The organism is Pseudomonas neuropathica, from assembly GCF_051174785.1.
Classification (GTDB): Bacteria; Pseudomonadota; Gammaproteobacteria; order Pseudomonadales; family Pseudomonadaceae; genus Aquipseudomonas; species Aquipseudomonas neuropathica_A.
This window is the reverse complement of the sequence record NZ_CP195111.1, coordinates 4,016,780-4,034,652: the sequence shown is the minus strand read 5'-3', so window position 1 is coordinate 4,034,652 and position 17,873 is coordinate 4,016,780. Positions and strand designations below refer to the sequence as shown.

Below are 17,873 nucleotides of genomic sequence, written 5' to 3'. Positions count from 1 at the left end.
GTTTTTTGCTTGACCCTGAAGCGGCAGATGTGCGGGACATGGCATTTTGCACGACCGGGCGATCAGCACAGTGATTGCGCGAGGCCAGTAATTACGGCCCTCAGCGCGGTCTTTCCAGAGTTTAATCACAGACTTATCCACAGGCCCGTACAAATCGAATTGCCGAAGAGCCGATCCCTAGAAAAAGGTTGACAACGACGCCTTCAGCTTCAGAAAAAGCACCTGATCAAAAAACAACCACACACTTGCACGCCACGGATTACAAGGCCTGCAGCCAGATACACCCACGTTATTCACAGCCGGCTCCACAGTAACCGGGGACAAGTCAAAACTGTGGAAAAACAGCCATTTGCAGCGTCTATATGTCGCGCTTTGGCAGCTTGGGGAATTTGTTTTCCACAATTCTGGAATCTGGCGCATATCAACTGTGGGAGCGAGCCTGCTCGCGAAAGCGATGGCATATCCAGACAATCAAGTGACTGACACACCGCATTCGCGAGCAGGCTCGCTCCCACAGGGGGTTGTGGTGGGTTGTAGATGTAAAAAAGCCCCGGGACTTTCGTCGCCGGGGCTGTGCATAACGTCGAGGAAAATCAGTGCCCGCCCAGATAGGCGTTACGCACCTCCTCGTTAACCAGCAGTTCTTTGCCGGTGCCGGTCAGGCGAATCTCACCGTTGACCATCACATACGCGCGGTCCGACAGTTTCAGCGCATGGTTGGCGTTTTGCTCGACCAGAAAAATGGTCATCCCGGTTTTCGCAAGTTCGCGCAGGGTCGCAAAGATCTGCTTCACCACAATCGGCGCCAACCCGAGGCTCGGCTCATCGAGCAGCAGCAACTTCGGCCGGCTCATCAAGGCCCGGGCAATGGCGAGCATTTGCTGTTCGCCGCCAGACATGGTCATCGCCCGCTGGTTACGTCGCTCTTCAAGCCGAGGGAACAGCGTAAACATGCGCTGCATGTCCTCTTTGGCGTACTTGTCGCCAATCGGGATGGTGCCCATCAGCAGGTTTTCCTCGACGGTCATGTCGGGGAACACCCGCCGCCCTTCCGGCGACTGCGCAATGCCGTTGGAGGCAATGTAGTGTGAGGACTTGTGGGTAATGTCGACACCTTGATAAAGAATCTGCCCGCCCGCCGCCCGTGGCTGGCCGAAGATCGACATCAGCAACGTCGATTTGCCGGCGCCGTTGGAGCCGATCAGACTGACGGTTTCCCCTTCGTTGATCTGCAGCGAAACACCTTTTAGGGCCTGGATCGGACCGTAGAAGACGTCGAGGTCCTTGAGTTCGAGGATCGGTTGGGTCATGCCACTTCCTCTTCATCGGCGCCCAGGTAGGCCGCGATCACTTTCGGATCGTTGCGGATCGCTTCAGGCCCGCCTTCAGCGATGACAATGCCGTGGTCCAGCACCACGATGTGGTCGGAAATACTCATCACCATGCCCATGTCGTGTTCGATCAGCACCACGGTCAGATCGTGCTCGTCGCGCAGCAGCCGGATCATCGCGCTCAGCGCTTCGGTTTCCTGAGGGTTGAGGCCGGCGGCCGGTTCGTCGAGGCAGATGATCTGCGGCCGCGTGCACATCGCTCGGGCGATCTCCAGACGGCGCTGCTGGCCGTAGGAGAGCTCACCTGCGAGACGGTTGGCACAGTCCACCAGATCGACCACTTCCAACCAGTAGAACGCCACGTCCAGCGCGTCACTTTCGGCCTTGCGATAGCCCTTGGTGTTGAGAATACCGGCAAGCATGTTGCGGTTGACCCACATGTGCTGCGCCACCAGCAGGTTTTCCAGCACCGACATTTCCTTGAACAGGCGAATGTTCTGGAAGGTACGGGCCAGACCTGCACGGTTTACCAGGTGCGTACCGCCGAACATCTTGTAGTACATGCGGCTAAGGAAAGATTTCGGCGAGACGAAATCCGTCGGTTTGAACGACTCCCCCAGCAACTGGATGACGTTGGTCTGCTGGCCACGCACGTTGAGTTCGATCTTGCCGCCCGAGGCCTTGTAGAACCCGGTCAGGCAGTTGAACACCGTGGTCTTGCCGGCGCCGTTGGGGCCGATCAGGGCGAAGATCGAGTTGCGTTTGACCTGCAGGCTGACATCGCTCAAGGCCTTGATGCCACCGAAATGCATCATCAGTTTTTCAACAGAGAGTACGACTTCACTCATGGCGCAGTCCTCTCATAGTGAATGGCACCTTTGCGTGGAGTGACCCCGGTACGGCTGATGCGAATCAGCCCGCGTGGTCGCCAGATCATCATCAACACCATCAGGATGCCGAACAGCAGCACGCGATACTCGGCGAAGCCGCGCAGCAGTTCCGGGGCGACGGTGAGTACGAATGCAGCGATCACCACGCCAATGGTCGAGCCCATGCCGCCGAGCACGACGATGGCGAGGATCAGTGCCGATTCGAAGAAGGTGAACGAGGTCGGGTTGACGAAGCCCTGGTAGGTCGCGAAGAACACACCGGCGAGACCTGCGGTCGACGCACCGATGGTGAACGCCGAGAGTTTGACCAGCACGTGGTTGAGGCCCATCGAGCGGCAAGCGATTTCGTCTTCCCGCAAGGCTTCCCAGGCGCGACCGACCGGCATTTTCACCAGACGATGTTTGATGTACAGCACGGCCAACACCACGAGGAACAACACTGCGTAGATGAAGTAGTACTTCACGTCCGGGTTGTAGGCGATGCCGAAGAACTCGTGAAACGGCACCCCGCCATCCTTCGCCCGTTTGCCGAATTCCAGACCGAAGAACGTCGGCAGCGGCGCCGGCATGCCGTTCGGGCCACCCGTCAGTGACAACCAGTTGTTGAGGACCAGGCGAATGATTTCACCAAACCCCAAGGTCACGATCGCCAGATAGTCGCCATGCAGGCGCAGCACCGGAAAGCCGAGGATGCAACCAGCCAGCCCGGCAGTGATCGCCGCCAGCGGCAGCACCGTCCAGAAACCCAGACCGAGGTATTGATAACCGAGCGCCAGACCGTAGGCACCGATGGCGTAGAACGCCACGTAACCCAGATCGAGCAGACCGGCCAGACCGACCACAATGTTCAGCCCCAGCCCCAGCAGCACGTAGATCAACCCGAGGATGACCACGCCGAGCAGATAGGAGTTGGAGACAAACGGCACGATGACGGCCAGCACAATCAGCAGCGGGATGATCCAGCGCAGCGAGGATTTGTGATCGGCAGGCAGCACATGCACACCGGAACCGGTGCTCTCGAATCCGTCGAGAATTTTCAGGCCCTTGGGCGTTTGCAGGAACAGGCTGAGGGCAAAGCGGCCAATCATGACAATGCCGATGATCCAGGCCACGCGGGTCGGTTCGAGGTTGAAGCTGTAGCCCTCGAGCACAACGCCGACAATCGGGCCGAAAACGATCAGGGCAATCAGGCCGGCAAGAATCGCCTCAACCAGGCTTTTTTTGATATCGATGGATTTTTGAGTGGTTGAAGACATCGCTTACACCTTCGACACAAGAGGACGGCCCAACAGGCCCTGCGGCCGGAAGACCAGAACAAGTACGAGCAGCGAGAAGCTGAACACGTCTTTGTAGTCGGAGTTGACCAGACCGGAGAACAGCGACTCGGAAATGCCGAGGATGATCCCGCCGAGCATGGCCCCGGGCAGTGAACCGATCCCGCCAAGCACCGCCGCGGTGAACGCCTTGATGCCGATAATGAAGCCGGCATAGAAGTCGAAAGTGCCGTAGTTCATCGTGATCAGTACGCCGGCCAGCGCCGCCATGGCTGCACCGATGATGAACACATAGGAAATGACCCGGTCGGTGTTGATGCCGAGGATCGAAGCCATCTTGCGGTCTTGCTGGGTCGCACGGCACATGCGCCCGAGCTTGGTGTACTTGATGACGTAGGTCAGCAGGCCCATGCCGACGAAGGCAGCCACCAGAATGAAGACTTTGGTGTAGGTCAGTTGCACGAAGCCGGTACCGACTTCAACACGCCATGCACCGCTCAGCAGGGTAGGCACACCCTGTTGTTTGGCGCCTTGGGCAATCTGTGCGTAGTTCTGCAGGATCAGGGAGATGCCGATGGCGCTGATCAACGGAGCCAGTCGGGTGGAGTTGCGCAGGGGTTTGTAAGCGACTCGCTCGATGACCCAGCCATACACCGCCGTGATCACGATGGTGAAAATCAGCGTGCCGAGCATCAGCAGCGGGAAGGATTCAATACCGAAGTACGCCAGCAGAGCCAGACTGATTGCCGCCAGGTAAGCAGAAATCATGTAAACCTCGCCGTGGGCGAAGTTGATCATGCCGATGATGCCGTAGACCATTGTGTAGCCGATGGCGATCAGGCCATAGACCGACCCGAGGGTCAGGCCGTTGACCAGTTGCTGCAGGAAAATACCATCCATAACGCAATCTCACGCAGTGAGAACCTGCACACCTGTGATGTGCGGCTCTTCTAGGAAAAATACAGATTTACGTCGGAGCAATGTCAGCCACGATCAGCCCGTCCCACACCGTCCCTGTGGGAGCGAGCCTGCTCGCGAAAGCGGTCGATCATTCAACACATGTGTTGGCAGTCATTCCGTCTTCGCGAGCAGGCTCGCTCCCACATTGAATCGGTGGGATCAGCTGATCGCGTCAGCCCTTACTTCTGTTTTTCCAGCTGGTGATACTTGCCGTCCTTGTCCCACTGGTAAACCACGTAGTCGGAGACTTTCAGGTCGCCCTTGGAGTCCCAGGTTTTTTCGCCCATCACGGTTTTCACCGGATTTTTCTTCAACCAGGCTGCAGCCTCTTCGCCCTTGTTGGACTTGGCGCCGTTGAACGCGGCAGCCAGGGTCTGCACCGAAGCGTAGGCGTACAGGGTGTAGCCCTCAGGCTCGGTACCGGCCTTGCGGAATGCGTCCACAACGGTCTTGCTCTCAGGCAACAGACGCGGGTCGGCGCCGAAGGTCATCAGCACGCCATCGGTGAATTGCGGGCCACCGGCGGTGGTCACCAGTTCGTCAGTCACGATGCCGTCATCGGACATGAACTTGACGTCTTTCAGACCTTGTTCACGCAGTTGGCGAACCAGCGGGCCGGCCTCCGGGTGCAGACCGCCGAAGTAGACGACGTCGGCGCCAGCGCCACGGATCTTGGTGACGATGGTGCTGAAGTCCTTTTCGCCACGGGTCAGGCCTTCGTACAGCACAGGCGTCACGCCGCGCTTGACCAGTTGGGCCTTGGTGGCATCCGCCAGGCCTTGGCCGTAGGTGTCCTTGTCGTGCAGCACGACGACTTTCTTGCCCTTGAGCACGTCGACGATGTAGTCACCGGCCACGATGCCTTGCTGGTCGTCACGCCCGCACATACGGAACATGGCGCTGAGGCCGCGCTCGGTGACTTGCGGGTTGGTCGAACCCGGGGTGATCGCGATGATCCCGGCTTCGTCGTAGATTTCCGACGCTGGAATGGTCGAAGAGGAGCAGAAGTGACCGACCACGCCGGCGACTTTCTGGTTGGTGAGGTCCTTGGCGACCGTCACGGCCTGCTTCGGCTCGCAGGCGTCATCGCCTTTGACCAGAACGATTTTCTCCCCGTTGACGCCACCCGCCGCGTTGACTGCGTCAGCTGCTGCCTGTGCACCCTTCATGTACTGCTCGCCAAATGCCGCGTTGGCGCCCGTCATTGGACCCGCTACACCGATTTTGATATCAGCCTGAGCAAACGCAGAAACACCCAACGCAGTAGCCACTGCGAGGGCCAGAAAGCCTTTCTTGTAAAACGTCTGGGACATGAGGTGGTGCTCCAAGGTTTTTTTTAGTTGGCACTGCGACTTCACTTCACTGAATGCTAAGAGCAAGGGCCGTGCCATCGGTTTTTTATTCTTCAAAAAGTCGCTGCTTTCTTGTTATTTCGACTGTTTCGTTCCCATTTTCATTGGGCGTGCAACCGTCTAAACCGCGGAAGGTGAAACCATTTATTTTTTCAGGCGCAACCCGCACGCGCCATCATTGCAACCGCGGCGCCAAACGACGTGCAACCAGCCTGTAACAGCCCGCGTCACCGAACTGCACACTGCTGGTGCGGGACTGCTACAACCCGCACCATTACAGGCTAGTCGCTGCGTCGAAAAGCGCCGCTTCCGGCAACATATTTCAACACTCAAATGACGATGCGCAGGCACTGGCCCGCGTGATACAGCGAGAACCCGGCCTCATACAAACAACTGCGCAAGCCCACGCCAGCCAGGGGCTGCATCGGTGCGAAGGGAATCGGCAGGGCTTGTGGATCACCGTTGCACAAATAGTCGGCGAAGGCTTTGCCGACCACGGTGCCAGTCGTCACGCCACGACCGTTGTAACCGGTGACGGCCACCAGTCCCGGCGCCGGTTCGAACAGGCGCATGAGGTGATCGGGCGTGAATGCAATGCGCCCGGTCCAGGTGCATTCCCACTCGACAGGTTTCAGATTGGGGAAGTAATGCTGCTGCACGCGGTCGGCCCAGGCCTTGAGAAACCAGGTCGGTTTCTGATTGCCGTTGCCCAGGCTGCCGAGCAACAAGCGCCCTTCTTTGTCGCGACGAATGCTGCTCAGCACCTGCCGCGTATCCCACGAGCCCTGCCCGCCCGGGAGAATTTCCTGCGCGGCGTCTTCGGTCAGCGGCACCGAGGCGACCTGATAGTAGTAACCGGGGAAGAAGTTGCGCTTGAGTTCGGTCCAGTCGCCTTCGGTGTAAGCGTTGGAGGCGATGACCACTTGCCCGGCCAGCGCCGAACCGTGTTCGGTCTGCACCGACCAGTTCGAGCCCTGACGTTCGAGCCGGGTGACCGGTGAATGGTCGAACATCTGCCCGCCGAGACCAATCACGGCATTCGCCAGCCCGGTGACATACGCCATCGGATTGAGCGTGCCGGCGCGGCGATCGAGTAACGCGGCAGCGATCTTTTGCGTACCGGTGGCCTGTTCGCAGGCCTTGCCGGTGAGCAATTCGACCGGCGCACCTCGGCGTTTCCATTGCTGTTCACGACTGCGCAGATCCGCTTCACCTTTGGCGTTGTGCGCCATGTGCAGCGTGCCTTCGCGGCGTAACTGGCAATCGATGTTGTATTTATCCACAAGGCTGAACACCAGCGCCGGCGCGGCCCCGAGCATACGATTGAGCTGACTGCCCACCGCTTCGCCGAAACCGGCTTCGATCTCGTCCGGCGGGATCCACATGCCGGCGTTGACCAGCCCGACATTGCGTCCGGAACCACCGTGACCGGCGCGATGGGCCTCCAGCACGCAGACGCTTTTGCCTTTTTCCAACAGATGCAGCGCCGCCGACAACCCGGTGAACCCGGCGCCGATCACGCAGACATCGACGTTGACTTCGCCCCTGAGCGCGGTGTTATCCGGCCTTTGCGGCGTGAGTTTTTCCCACAGACATTCTTCGCGTAACGGCATTGCCAGACTCCAACAGAAACCCAACAAACACGGCATACCCTGTGGGAGCGAGCCTGCTCCGGGCGGCATTCCGACGAAAGCGGTATATCAGCCAACATCTATGTCGACTGACCCACTGCATTCGCGAGCAGGCTCGCTCCCACAAGGGGATCTCCACCTGTCAGTCGAAAGTAATGCCCTGCGCCAGCGGCAACTCCAGCGAGTAGTTCACAGTGTTGGTCTGGCGGCGCATATAGGCGCGCCATGCATCGGAACCCGACTCACGACCACCACCGGTTTCTTTCTCGCCACCAAACGCGCCGCCAATTTCGGCACCGCTCGGGCCGATGTTGACGTTGGCGATGCCGCAGTCGCTGCCGACCGCCGACATGAACTGCTCGGCTTCGCGCACATCGGTGGTGAAGATGCACGACGACAGACCTTGTGGCACGGCGTTATTCAGGCGCAGCGCTTCCTGAAAATCGCTGTAACCGACCACATAGAGAATCGGCGCGAAGGTTTCGCTGCAGACCACATCGCTCTGCTCCGGCATTTCAACAATCGCTGGCGAAACGTAATAAGCATTGGGGAACTGGTCTTCGAGCTGACGCTTGCCGCCGAATACCCGCCCACCCTCGCTCAACGCCTGCTCCAGCGCGTCCTGCATGTTTTCGAAGCTGTGCTTGTCGATCAGCGGGCCGACCAGATTGCCTTCCAGCGGGTTGCCGATGCGCACTTTCGAGTAGGCAGCCTTGAGGCGAGTGACGATTTCTTCTTTCACCGATTCATGGGCAATCAGTCGACGCAGAGTGGTGCAGCGCTGCCCGGCAGTGCCGACCGCACTGAACAGAATCGCGCGCACGGCCATGTCGAGATCGGCGCTAGGGCCGAGGATCATCGCGTTGTTACCCCCCAGTTCCAGAATGCTGCGGGCAAAACGTGCGGCGACTTTCGGCGCCACTTCACGGCCCATACGTGTGCTGCCAGTGGCGCTGATCAGGGCGACACGCGGGTCATCTACCAGCGCTTCACCCGCGTCGCGGCCACCAATAATCACCTGGCAAAGATTCGCCGGGGCATCGGTAAAATTCTTCACCACACGATCAAACAGCGCCTGACAGGCCAACGCGGTCAGCGGGGTTTTCTCTGACGGTTTCCACACCACCGGGTTGCCGCAGACCAGCGCCAGCGTGGTGTTCCACGCCCACACCGCGACCGGGAAGTTGAACGCGCTGATCACCCCGACCACGCCCAGCGGATGCCAGGTTTCACGCATGTGGTGGCCCGGACGCTCGGAAGCGATGGTCAAACCGTACAACTGACGGGACAGTCCCACGGCGAAATCGCAGATGTCGATCATCTCCTGTACTTCACCGAGACCTTCCTGAGTGATTTTGCCCGCCTCCCAGGAAACCAGTTCGCCGAGGTCGGCTTTGTATTCACGCAACACTTCACCAAACTGACGCACCAGCTCGCCACGACGTGGCGCCGGCACCTTGCGCCATTGCTCGAACGCATGATCTGCGCGACTGATGTGCTGCTCGACTTCGGCCGGGCCTTCCCAGTTCACGGCGGCAATTCGGCTGCCGTCGATCGGCGAATGCACCGGCACTTTGCCGTTCTGATAAAGGGCCGGGTTCACACCAAGACGATCAAGCAATGCGGCAACCATGGGTCACTCCTCAAGCATAAAACTGAATGTGTGCGGCCACTGTTTCGCGACCGGGCAGGCCTTTAGTTGTAGCGTCACAATGGCAAGGCAACAAACGACCTTTACGCGAGATATCATTCCGTTTATTCATGCAGCGCTAGAAAGACAAGAAAAGGATCGGCCATGCTGAACAAACGCCACTTGCCCTCGATCACCGCGTTGCAGTGCTTCGAGGCCGTGACCCGGCACTTGAGCTTCACCCGCGCCGCCGAGGAGCTGAACCTGACCCAGAGCGCAGTGAGCAAACAGGTCGCACAGCTTGAAGAGCTGCTGCAGCACTTGTTGTTCCGTCGCGTACGCCGGCGTTTGCAGATGACCCCGGCCGGGGATTTGTACTTGGTTGAAGTACGAAAAATTCTCACCCAAGTGGAAATGTCGACGCATTACCTGCGTTCCTACGGCGGCGAGACCGAAGTCCTGCGCGTCTCGACGCCCTCGACCTTCGGCGCCCGTTGGCTGGTGCCGCGCCTGAAAGGCTGGCGTCTGCGCCATCCATCGATTCATCTGGACTTGTGCAACGAGCACGAAGCGGATGATCTGCTGCAAGGGCGCAGCGATCTGGCGTTCTATTTCGGTCAGGGCTCGCGGCCCGGCACTGAATGCCTGAAGTTGTTCGGTGAAGAGTTGGTGCCGGTGTGCGCGCCGGGCAGCCTGCCGGACAAGCCGTTCACTGATCCGACGCAACTTACCGACCTGGTCCTGCTGCAAAATGCCTCGCGCCCGCAAGCGTGGCACGACTGGTTCGACAGTCAGGGCTACCAGACCGAACACAGCTACCACGGGCCGCGCTTCGAAACCTTTTATATGTGCATTCGTGCCGCGCAGGTTGGCTGTGGTGTGGCGCTGTTGCCGCGGTTTCTGGTTGAAGAAGAATTGGCCGACGGCAAACTGGTCATTCCCTGGCAGCATGCAATGCCCAGTTCCGACGCCTATTACCTGGCGTACCCGGAGCACGCGGCGGAAGTACCGAAGGTGCGTGATTTTGTGAAGTGGATGCTGGAGCAGATCGATAGCCCAGCGTGAAGCTGCCTTCACTCCCTGTGGGAGCGAGCTTGCTCGCGAAGAGGCCGACACATTCAATATCAATGTCGGCTGAAATGACGCCTTCGCGAGCAAGCTCGCTCCCACATTGGATCTGATGCGTTGTCAAAAAATGCTGGCAATCCCCACCGCTGATATGCGCCACTAGCGCCATTGATTGAGACCGCGCACAGGCGCGGCGCACCTGGAGACCCCGTTATGAGCGAGAGCGTGTTTGCCGATCGCATCGTGCAGAACCTGCTCGACACCGACTTCTACAAACTGACGATGATGCAGGCGGTGCTGCACAACTACCCCAACGTCGAAGTCGAATGGGAGTTTCGTTGCCGTAACAGCGAGGATCTGCGCCCGTATCTGGCCGAGATCCGTTTTCAGATCGAGCGGCTGGCCGAGCTGAGCCTGAGCGCCGATCAACTGAGTTTTCTGGAGCGCATCAGCTTCCTCAAACCGGATTTCCTGCGTTTTCTCGGGCTGTTCCGCTTCAACCTGCGCTATCTGCACACCGGTATCGAGAACGGCGAACTGTTCATCCGTCTGCGCGGGCCGTGGTTGCATGTGATTCTCTACGAAGTGCCGTTGCTGGCGATCGTCAGCGAAGTGCGCAACCGCTATCGCTACCGCGAAACAGTACTGGAACAAGCGCGTGAGCAGCTCTATCGCAAGTTCGACTGGCTGACCGCCAACGCCTCACCTGATGAGCTGTCGCAACTGCAGGTCGCCGATTTCGGCACCCGCCGACGCTTTTCCTACGGCGTGCAGGCAGAAGTGGTGAATGTGCTCAAGCACGATTTCCCCGGGCGTTTCGTCGGCACCAGTAACGTGCACCTGTCCCGCGAACTCGATATGAAACCGCTGGGCACCATGGCCCACGAGTGGATCATGGCCCATCAGCAACTCGGCCCACGGCTGATCGACAGCCAGATCGCCGCGCTCGATTGCTGGGTCCGCGAGTATCGTGGCTTGCTCGGGATCGCGCTCACCGATTGCATCACCACCGATGCCTTCCTCGGCGATTTCGATCTGTTCTTCGCCAAGCTGTTCGACGGCCTGCGCCACGACTCTGGCGACCCTGTGGTGTGGGGCGAAAAATGCATCGCGCACTATCACAGGCTGGGCATCGACCCGATGAGCAAAACCCTGGTGTTCTCCGACAGCCTGACCCTGCCCAAGTCGCTGGAAATCTTCCGCGCGCTGCACGGTCGGATCAATGTCAGCTTCGGCATCGGTACCAACCTCACCTGTGACATTCCGGGTGTCGAACCGATGAGCATCGTGCTTAAAATGACCGCCTGCAACGGCCAACCGGTGGCGAAGATCTCCGACGAGCCAGGCAAGTCCCACTGCAAAGACCCGAATTTCGTCGCCTACTTGCGACACGTGTTCCAGGTTCCTGCCGATTCCCGTCTATCTAGCAAGGAGTGAATTCATGCAAGCCGTACAGCGTGAGATTGCTGAACAGCTCAAGGTGCAACCGCCGTTCGCCGACTACCAGGCCCTGCAGGCCGAAGTCGCCCGGCGCATTACCTTTATTCAGGATTGTCTGGTCAATTCCGGGCTCAAGACGCTGGTGCTGGGCATCAGCGGCGGCGTCGATTCTCTGACCGCCGGCCTGTTGGCCCAGCGTGCGATGCGTGAGCTGCGCGACCAGACCGGCGACAACAGCTACAAATTCATCGCCGTGCGCCTGCCGTACGAAACCCAGTTCGACGAGCACGACGCCCAGGCCTCGGTGGATTTCATCGCGCCGGACGAGCGCCATACCGTAAATATCGGCCCGGCGGTGAAGTCGCTGGCCAGTGAAGTCGCGGCGTTTGAAGGCAAGCACGCGGTGTCGGTGGATTTCGTCCTTGGCAACACCAAGGCGCGGATGCGCATGGTTGCGCAGTACACCATCGCCGGCGCGGCCCACGGTCTGGTGATCGGTACCGATCATGCGGCGGAAGCGGTAATGGGCTTCTTCACCAAGTTCGGTGACGGCGCCTGCGACCTGGCACCGCTCAGTGGTCTGGTAAAAAATCAGGTGCGGGCGATTGCGCGCAGCTTCGGTGCGCCGGAGTCGCTGGTCGAGAAAGTGCCGACGGCGGACCTTGAGGATTTGTCGCCGGGCAAACCGGACGAAGCGTCCCATGGCGTGACCTATGCCGAAATCGACGCGTTCCTGCACGGTGAGCCGGTGCGTCAGGAAGCGTTTGACATCATCGTCGCGACCTACAACAAGACTCATCACAAACGCGTGATGCCGTTTGCGCCGTAAGCGCGGATGGAATGAAAAAGCCCGCTGAGGAGAGATCCCCAGCGGGCTTTTCTTTGGCCCAGACATCAGTTGATGCTGATGGCCCCTTCGCGAGCAAGCTCGCTCCCACATGGTTCGCTGTCGGACACAGCATTTGTGAACAACTGAAACCTGTGGGAGCGAGCTTGCTCGCGAAGAACGATGACGCGATTGGCCTGCTTATTTAACGGTAATCGTGCCTTTCATCATCGAGATGTGCCCAGGGAACGAGCAGAAGAAGCCGTAGCCGCCGTCTGCAATCTTCGCCACGTCAAAGGTCAGCGAATCGGTTTCCTTGGCGCCGATGATCTTGGTGTGCGCGATGATGCGCGCGTCACCTTCCGGCAGGTAGTTCTTGTCGATACCGGCAGCCAGGCCAGCGGTAGCGATTGGCTGCATGTCCGCTTCTTTGCTTATCACCAGGTTATGGCCCATCACATTCTTCGGCAGGTTGCCGGAGTGGGTCAATTCAACGGTGAAGGTCTTGCAGCTCTTGTCGATCACGATTTCCTTGGTGTTGAAGGACATCTGATCGGTGGAATCAACGGTGGTTTTGCACTCGGCAGCCATCAATTGGCTGCTGGCCAGCGCCAGCAGGGATACCGCAACAACTTTGGAAAACATGGTGAATCTCCAAGGCAGGGTTAACAAAAACACGAATGGTGGAAAGACTGCCTGAAATCTTCGCAAGTTCCTATGACTTGAGTCAAAAATTGTATACAACTTTCAGGCTATGACACTCATCGAGACAATCTAACGGCCAGATTCCCCGGCCCGACCTATGATCGGCGCATCTACTGAGACGGAGTGCCTGTCATGTTCTTTAACGGTCTGTTGTGCAGTTTGCTCGCCGCCTACGCCTGTGGCGCCAGCGGTACCTTTGAATCACCGGAACGCGAAGTTTAGCCCTTGGATCAAGGCGTGCCAGCCATTACCCTGTGACGGATTGACCCAGGAGGAAGGCATGTCTCTGAAATCCGTTTGTGTATTTTGCGGTGCCAACGCCGGCACTGACCCGGCTTACACCGAAGCCGCCATCGCCCTTGGCCGGGCCTTGGCCGAACGCAATCTGACCCTGGTCTACGGCGGCGGTGCTGTGGGCTTGATGGGGATTGTTGCCGACGCTGCGCTGGCCGCTGGCGGCGAAGTGATCGGCATCATCCCGCAAAGCCTGATGGACAAGGAAATCGGCCACAAGAGCCTGACGCGCCTGGAAGTGGTCGACGGCATGCACGCGCGCAAGGCACGCATGGCTGAACTCAGCGATGCGTTCATCGCTCTGCCCGGCGGCCTCGGCACGCTGGAAGAGCTGTTCGAAGTCTGGACCTGGGGCCAGCTCGGCTATCACGGCAAACCACTGGGCCTGCTGGAAGTGAACGGTTTCTACAGCAAACTCACCGCATTTCTCGATCATATCGTCGGCGAAGGCTTCGTTCGCACGCCACACCGTGACATGCTGCAAGTGAGCGAATCGCCGCAAACACTGCTCGATGCCCTGGATAACTGGCAGCCGACCGTCACGCCAAAGTGGGTCGACCAAAAACCCGGTTAACCACGAGGCACCGATACAGGGCAGAATATGCGCCGCTCAACCTCACCTTCGACCCAAGAGGATCGCCCATGGCCAAACCCAATTACTCCTTCGCCAAACGTCAACGAGACCTGGCAAAGGAACAGAAGAAAGAGGAAAAGCTTCAGCGCAAGAAACAAACCGCTGAAGAAGCGGCACTGAACCCTGAGGGTGAAGTGGCACCGGAAGATGATGTTGATGCAACCGAAGCACCGAAAGATCAGGCGCCCGACGCCTGAACCCCACCGGGTTTGATCATCGAATCAGACCCTGCGGATTTGTGACGGGGCTGGCGGTTTCACCGCCGGCCCTCACAGCCCTCCACTCCCCAATACACCCAAATTCCCTGTGGGAGCGAGCCTGCTCGCGAAAGCGGTGTATCAGCCACAAATGAGTTGACTGACCTGACGCCTTCGCGAGCAGGCTCGCTCCCACATTTTTTGATCGTCGTTAATCCAGAGGCATTACCGTGACGCGCACTTCCGGGTCGTGATTGCCGCCACCCAGAATAACCCCACGCAACGGCGATACATCGGAAAAATCCCTCCCCCACGCCAACGTGATGTGTTCCAGAGCCGGTTGCACATTGTTGGTCGGATCAAAATCCACCCAGCCCAGCACCGGACAAAACACCGACACCCAGGCATGCGATGCGTCGGCACCAATCAAGCGTGGCTGCCCCGGCGGTGGCTGAGTCAGCAGATAACCACTGACATACCGCGCTGCCAATCCCCGTGAACGCACGCAAGCCAGCATCAGATGGGCAAAGTCCTGACACACCCCGCGTCGCCGCTCCAGCACTTCCACCAATGGGGTCGCCACTTGGGTAGCCTCGGCATCGAAGGTGAACTCGTTGAAGATCTTCTGCATCAAGTCCTGCACGCCCAGCAGCAATGGACGCCCTGGGGGGAAACAACTCTGAGAGAACTCGACGAAGCTACGCTTCAAATGCACGTACGGTGACTGAAACCGGTAGCGACAGGCTTCGAGCAACTCAGCGGACAACGGCTGGCTGCTGTAAGTCAGCGCATCGCGGGTCAACTCCCAGGCAGGCGACTGATTGAAATCCAGCGCCGGCCGCGCCAGCACTTCCACCGTGAGTTGTGCATTGACCTGCAACTCGTCATGCGGGCGTTCGAACGCCAGTCGGGTCAACGGATTACCAAACACATCCAGCTCATCGCGCCGTGCTGTCGGGTCCGGACTGATCAGCAATTGCTGTGCGGTACAACGCTGCCAGTCACATTTTCGCGGCCACAAGTGCGCCAGTTGCTGCGCCAAAGATACCGGGCTGTCGTAGTGATAGCAGGTGTCGTGGAAGATCTGGTATCGAGCATTCATCAGACGGACACCGTGCGTTGGCTGACATCATCGACATGGGCGAAATGGCGCAAGGCCAGACGATCCGACACTTGCCCACTGGCCTCGGCAATTTCTTGCAGCAGATCCGCCAGACCATTCAGAGCCGCTCGTACGCTGGACTCACCGAACAATGGATTCTCCAGACAACCCAGATCGAACCGTGCCAGCCGCTCGACCAGTCGCGGCAATCCCGTTTCCCGTGGCGCGCCAAAATCATCGTTCAAACGTTTCAACGTGCGCGTGACCAGTTTCAACTGGAACAACACCGCGTGCGGGTTCTGCTCGTCCAGCAGCAACAGGTCGAGCACCGGAATCAATTGCGCCACTGCCAGGTAACGCGAGCGGTAGGTGATGCTGCTATTGCCCAGCTCCAGCAACCACTCCAGGCCCGCCTGATCGACAGCACCGGCGCCACGCAGAAACGCCGCGAGGCTGCTGCTGAGAAACTGCAGTCGCTCGATACGCCGGCCAATCATCAGAAAGCGCCAGCCTTCGTCGCGGGTCATGTCGTCCAGGGCAAACCCGGACAACGCCGCCAGCGACATCACCAGTCGGTTGAGGAAATCCAGCAGTTCACCGAAATCGGGTTCGTCGGTATCCAGTTCCATCGCTTCGCGCTGCAACTCGACCAGCGCCTGCCAGTTCTCCCGCGAAAGCTTGCCGCGCACTTGTGAGGCCGCCCACTGCAAGCGTTGCAGGTTGGAACGCAGACTGAACGACCAGTCGTCACCGAGCAGTGCCGCGAGCAAGCGCTCGGGCAGTTCTCCTTCGTCCGGCAACAACGTCAGCCGCTCACCGAGATCGACCGCCGCCTGCAACGCTTGCGGGTCATCACCATCGACATACCGCGCAAGCATGATGCGCAGCAGCCGCGCACTGTCGTCACAGCGTTCGCAGTAACGGCCGAACCAGAACAGGTTTTCCACCACTCGCGAGGGTAGATAGGGATCGCGCCGCACCAGATCATGCACGCCGACATTACGCTGGCTCTTCCATTGCTCGCCGCTGGGCGGACGATCGCCAATTACCCAAGTGTCCTTGCTCGCTCCGCCGCGCTGCATCGATACCACTTCGGCATCTGCCTCGGCGGCCACCCGGGTCAAACCACCGGGCAGTACGCGATAACCGTCGCGACTGGCCACCGCATACATGCGCATGCCAATGGCCCGCGGTTGCAGTTGACCGTTTTCGGCCTGCCAGATCGGCGCTTGCGACAGCTGAGCCAATTCTTGCGCAACGTAGGCATAAGGGCGCGCCTGCATGCGCTCGGCAAGCGCCTGACGCTGTTTTTCACTCAGATCACGGCCGAACACAGGCGCGAAGCTTTGTGAGGGAAACGCCGGTTTGATCAACAGCTCAGGTAGTTTTTCCAAGGCCTGCGCCAGCACCGGCGGCTCGCCGCACCACCACGTCGCGATTGACGGCAAGATCAGCTCTTCGCCAAACAGGTATTGGTTGATCTTCGGCAGAAAACCCAGCAAACCCGGCGATTCCAGCACGCCGCTGCCCAACGCGTTGGCAACCAGTACTCGCCCCTGACGCACGGCTTCGAGCAGCCCGGGCACGCCAAGCGCCGAGTCCGTACGCAGCTCCAGCGGATCGCAGAAATCATCGTCGAGCCGGCGCATGATTGCGTGCACCCGACGCAAGCCACTGAGGGTTTTCAGGTAGACCGTGGCATCGCGCACCGTCAGGTCACCGCCCTCGACCAGCGGGTAACCCAGCTGGCGAGCCAGATACAAATGTTCAAAATAACTTTCGTTGAAGCGCCCCGGTGTGAGCAAGACCACCAGCGGCGCGTCATCGCCGCTCGGCGCTTGGCGTACGAGGGTTTCCTGCAAGGTGCGGAAGAAACCGGCCAGATGCTGCACCTTCAGATCCCGGTACAACTCGGGAAAGGCACGGGACACGATAGTGCGGTTTTCCAGAGCATAGCCGGCGCCCGATGGCGCTTGTGTGCGATCCGCCGTGACCCACCAACGCCCGTCCGGCGTGCGTGCCAGATCCACGGCGTACAGATGCAGAAATATCTCTTCCGGCGGCGCGATCCGCTGACACGGCCAGAGAAAATTGTTGTGGCCAAACACCAGCTCTGCCGGCAACAAGCCTTCGCTGATCAGCCGTTGCGGGCCGTACAAGTCCGCCAGCACAGCGTTGAGCAGTCGGGCACGCTGAGCGATGCCTGCCGACAACTGTTGCCATTCATCTGCTGCAATCACATGGGGCAGCAGATCCAGCTCCCACGGTCGATCAGCGCCCTTGGGATCCGCGTAAACGTTATAGGTGACACCGTTTTCCTGGATTTGCCGCGCCAGCAATGCCTGCCGCTGCACCAGTTGCGCTGGAGTACTGCGCTGCAACTGATCGAACAGCCGCCGCCAGTGCGGGCGCACCGCGCCACTGCCGTCGAGCAGTTCGTGATAAGTGCCCGCCGTGAGCGGGTAGCGGTCTAGCAGGTCAGGCATGGAAAGCTCGGCAGACAGCAAGGAACGGTCAGACTAACGCAGGCACATGACAC

Annotated in this window: 15 protein-coding genes; 5 read left to right on the top strand and 10 right to left on the bottom strand. The window is 59.3% G+C overall.

What is annotated here, in order from left to right; genetic code table 11:
* Window positions 1–593: 593 nt before the first annotated feature.
* The 7 genes from ACRRSD_RS18220 to amaB all read right to left on the bottom strand — a co-directional run bounded on the left by ACRRSD_RS18220 (window position 594) and on the right by amaB (window position 9,071).
* On the bottom strand, window positions 594–1,310 hold the full coding sequence (locus ACRRSD_RS18220) for an ABC transporter ATP-binding protein (protein ID WP_007915900.1): 717 nt from the start codon (window positions 1,308–1,310) through the stop codon (window positions 594–596).
* Window positions 1,307–2,179 carry an ABC transporter ATP-binding protein gene (locus ACRRSD_RS18215; RefSeq protein ID WP_435034530.1) on the bottom strand — a complete coding sequence of 291 codons (873 nt, stop codon included), beginning with the start codon at window positions 2,177–2,179 and terminating at the stop codon, window positions 1,307–1,309. The genes ACRRSD_RS18220 and ACRRSD_RS18215 overlap by 4 nt, the downstream gene beginning before the upstream one ends.
* Window positions 2,176–3,477 (bottom strand): high-affinity branched-chain amino acid ABC transporter permease LivM, encoded by a 1,302-nt coding sequence (gene livM, locus ACRRSD_RS18210; protein ID WP_095047315.1) that lies wholly within the window; start codon window positions 3,475–3,477, stop codon window positions 2,176–2,178. The genes ACRRSD_RS18215 and livM overlap by 4 nt, the downstream gene beginning before the upstream one ends.
* A gap of 3 nt (window positions 3,478–3,480) precedes the next feature.
* On the bottom strand, window positions 3,481–4,395 hold the full coding sequence (locus ACRRSD_RS18205; RefSeq protein ID WP_034151619.1) for an ABC transporter permease subunit: 915 nt from the start codon (window positions 4,393–4,395) through the stop codon (window positions 3,481–3,483).
* Between the two features lie 239 nt (window positions 4,396–4,634).
* Window positions 4,635–5,768, bottom strand: coding sequence for an ABC transporter substrate-binding protein (locus ACRRSD_RS18200; RefSeq protein WP_435034529.1), 1,134 nt, complete (start codon window positions 5,766–5,768; stop codon window positions 4,635–4,637).
* A gap of 368 nt (window positions 5,769–6,136) precedes the next feature.
* Entirely contained in the window at window positions 6,137–7,420 is a 1,284-nt protein-coding gene (gene amaA, locus ACRRSD_RS18195; protein WP_435034528.1) for an L-pipecolate oxidase, read from the bottom strand.
* A gap of 160 nt (window positions 7,421–7,580) precedes the next feature.
* Window positions 7,581–9,071: an L-piperidine-6-carboxylate dehydrogenase gene (gene amaB, locus ACRRSD_RS18190; RefSeq protein ID WP_007915887.1), complete on the bottom strand. Its 1,491-nt coding sequence runs from the start codon at window positions 9,069–9,071 to the stop codon at window positions 7,581–7,583.
* Between the two features lie 162 nt (window positions 9,072–9,233).
* Here amaB and ACRRSD_RS18185 point away from each other — a divergent pair, with 162 nt between their 5' ends.
* From ACRRSD_RS18185 to nadE, 3 genes are all read left to right on the top strand, one after another.
* A complete protein-coding gene (locus ACRRSD_RS18185) occupies window positions 9,234–10,133 on the top strand; it encodes a LysR family transcriptional regulator (protein WP_435034527.1) in 900 nt (299 codons plus the stop codon).
* Window positions 10,134–10,349: 216 nt separating this feature from the next.
* Complete coding sequence (gene pncB / locus ACRRSD_RS18180; protein ID WP_435034526.1) at window positions 10,350–11,573, top strand: nicotinate phosphoribosyltransferase; 1,224 nt, start codon at window positions 10,350–10,352, stop codon at window positions 11,571–11,573.
* 4 nt (window positions 11,574–11,577) lie between these two features.
* Window positions 11,578–12,405 (top strand): ammonia-dependent NAD(+) synthetase, encoded by an 828-nt coding sequence (nadE, locus tag ACRRSD_RS18175; protein WP_007915880.1) that lies wholly within the window; start codon window positions 11,578–11,580, stop codon window positions 12,403–12,405.
* A gap of 198 nt (window positions 12,406–12,603) precedes the next feature.
* On the opposite strand, the gene azu is transcribed toward nadE, so the two are convergent.
* A complete protein-coding gene (gene azu, locus ACRRSD_RS18170) occupies window positions 12,604–13,047 on the bottom strand; it encodes an azurin (RefSeq protein WP_095138131.1) in 444 nt (147 codons plus the stop codon).
* A gap of 340 nt (window positions 13,048–13,387) precedes the next feature.
* Between azu and ACRRSD_RS18165 the strand changes: the two genes are divergently transcribed.
* Window positions 13,388–13,975 carry a TIGR00730 family Rossman fold protein gene (locus ACRRSD_RS18165; protein WP_435034525.1) on the top strand — a complete coding sequence of 196 codons (588 nt, stop codon included), beginning with the start codon at window positions 13,388–13,390 and terminating at the stop codon, window positions 13,973–13,975.
* 68 nt (window positions 13,976–14,043) lie between these two features.
* Window positions 14,044–14,232, top strand: coding sequence for a hypothetical protein (locus ACRRSD_RS18160; RefSeq protein WP_034151625.1), 189 nt, complete (start codon window positions 14,044–14,046; stop codon window positions 14,230–14,232).
* Window positions 14,233–14,443: 211 nt separating this feature from the next.
* On the opposite strand, the gene ACRRSD_RS18155 is transcribed toward ACRRSD_RS18160, so the two are convergent.
* Together ACRRSD_RS18155 and ACRRSD_RS18150 are read right to left on the bottom strand one after the other, a co-directional pair.
* Complete coding sequence (locus ACRRSD_RS18155) at window positions 14,444–15,334, bottom strand: transglutaminase family protein (protein WP_435034524.1); 891 nt, start codon at window positions 15,332–15,334, stop codon at window positions 14,444–14,446.
* The gene (locus ACRRSD_RS18150; RefSeq protein WP_435034523.1) at window positions 15,334–17,820 is read right to left on the bottom strand and encodes a circularly permuted type 2 ATP-grasp protein; all 2,487 of its coding nucleotides are present in this window, start codon (window positions 17,818–17,820) and stop codon (window positions 15,334–15,336) included. Before ACRRSD_RS18150 ends, ACRRSD_RS18155 begins: the two co-directional genes overlap by 1 nt.
* Between the last annotated feature and the right edge of the window lie 53 nt (window positions 17,821–17,873).

Coding starts and splice junctions, on each gene's coding strand:
- ACRRSD_RS18220 (WP_007915900.1), bottom strand. CDS start 1,310: ATGACCCAACCGATCCTCGAACTCAAGGACCTCGACGTCTTCTACGGT.
- ACRRSD_RS18215 (WP_435034530.1), bottom strand. CDS start 2,179: ATGAGTGAAGTCGTACTCTCTGTTGAAAAACTGATGATGCATTTCGGT.
- livM (WP_095047315.1), bottom strand. CDS start 3,477: ATGTCTTCAACCACTCAAAAATCCATCGATATCAAAAAAAGCCTGGTT.
- ACRRSD_RS18205 (WP_034151619.1), bottom strand. CDS start 4,395: ATGGATGGTATTTTCCTGCAGCAACTGGTCAACGGCCTGACCCTCGGG.
- ACRRSD_RS18200 (WP_435034529.1), bottom strand. CDS start 5,768: ATGTCCCAGACGTTTTACAAGAAAGGCTTTCTGGCCCTCGCAGTGGCT.
- amaA (WP_435034528.1), bottom strand. CDS start 7,420: ATGCCGTTACGCGAAGAATGTCTGTGGGAAAAACTCACGCCGCAAAGG.
- amaB (WP_007915887.1), bottom strand. CDS start 9,071: ATGGTTGCCGCATTGCTTGATCGTCTTGGTGTGAACCCGGCCCTTTAT.
- ACRRSD_RS18185 (WP_435034527.1), top strand. CDS start 9,234: ATGCTGAACAAACGCCACTTGCCCTCGATCACCGCGTTGCAGTGCTTC.
- pncB (WP_435034526.1), top strand. CDS start 10,350: ATGAGCGAGAGCGTGTTTGCCGATCGCATCGTGCAGAACCTGCTCGAC.
- nadE (WP_007915880.1), top strand. CDS start 11,578: ATGCAAGCCGTACAGCGTGAGATTGCTGAACAGCTCAAGGTGCAACCG.
- azu (WP_095138131.1), bottom strand. CDS start 13,047: ATGTTTTCCAAAGTTGTTGCGGTATCCCTGCTGGCGCTGGCCAGCAGC.
- ACRRSD_RS18165 (WP_435034525.1), top strand. CDS start 13,388: ATGTCTCTGAAATCCGTTTGTGTATTTTGCGGTGCCAACGCCGGCACT.
- ACRRSD_RS18160 (WP_034151625.1), top strand. CDS start 14,044: ATGGCCAAACCCAATTACTCCTTCGCCAAACGTCAACGAGACCTGGCA.
- ACRRSD_RS18155 (WP_435034524.1), bottom strand. CDS start 15,334: ATGAATGCTCGATACCAGATCTTCCACGACACCTGCTATCACTACGAC.
- ACRRSD_RS18150 (WP_435034523.1), bottom strand. CDS start 17,820: ATGCCTGACCTGCTAGACCGCTACCCGCTCACGGCGGGCACTTATCAC.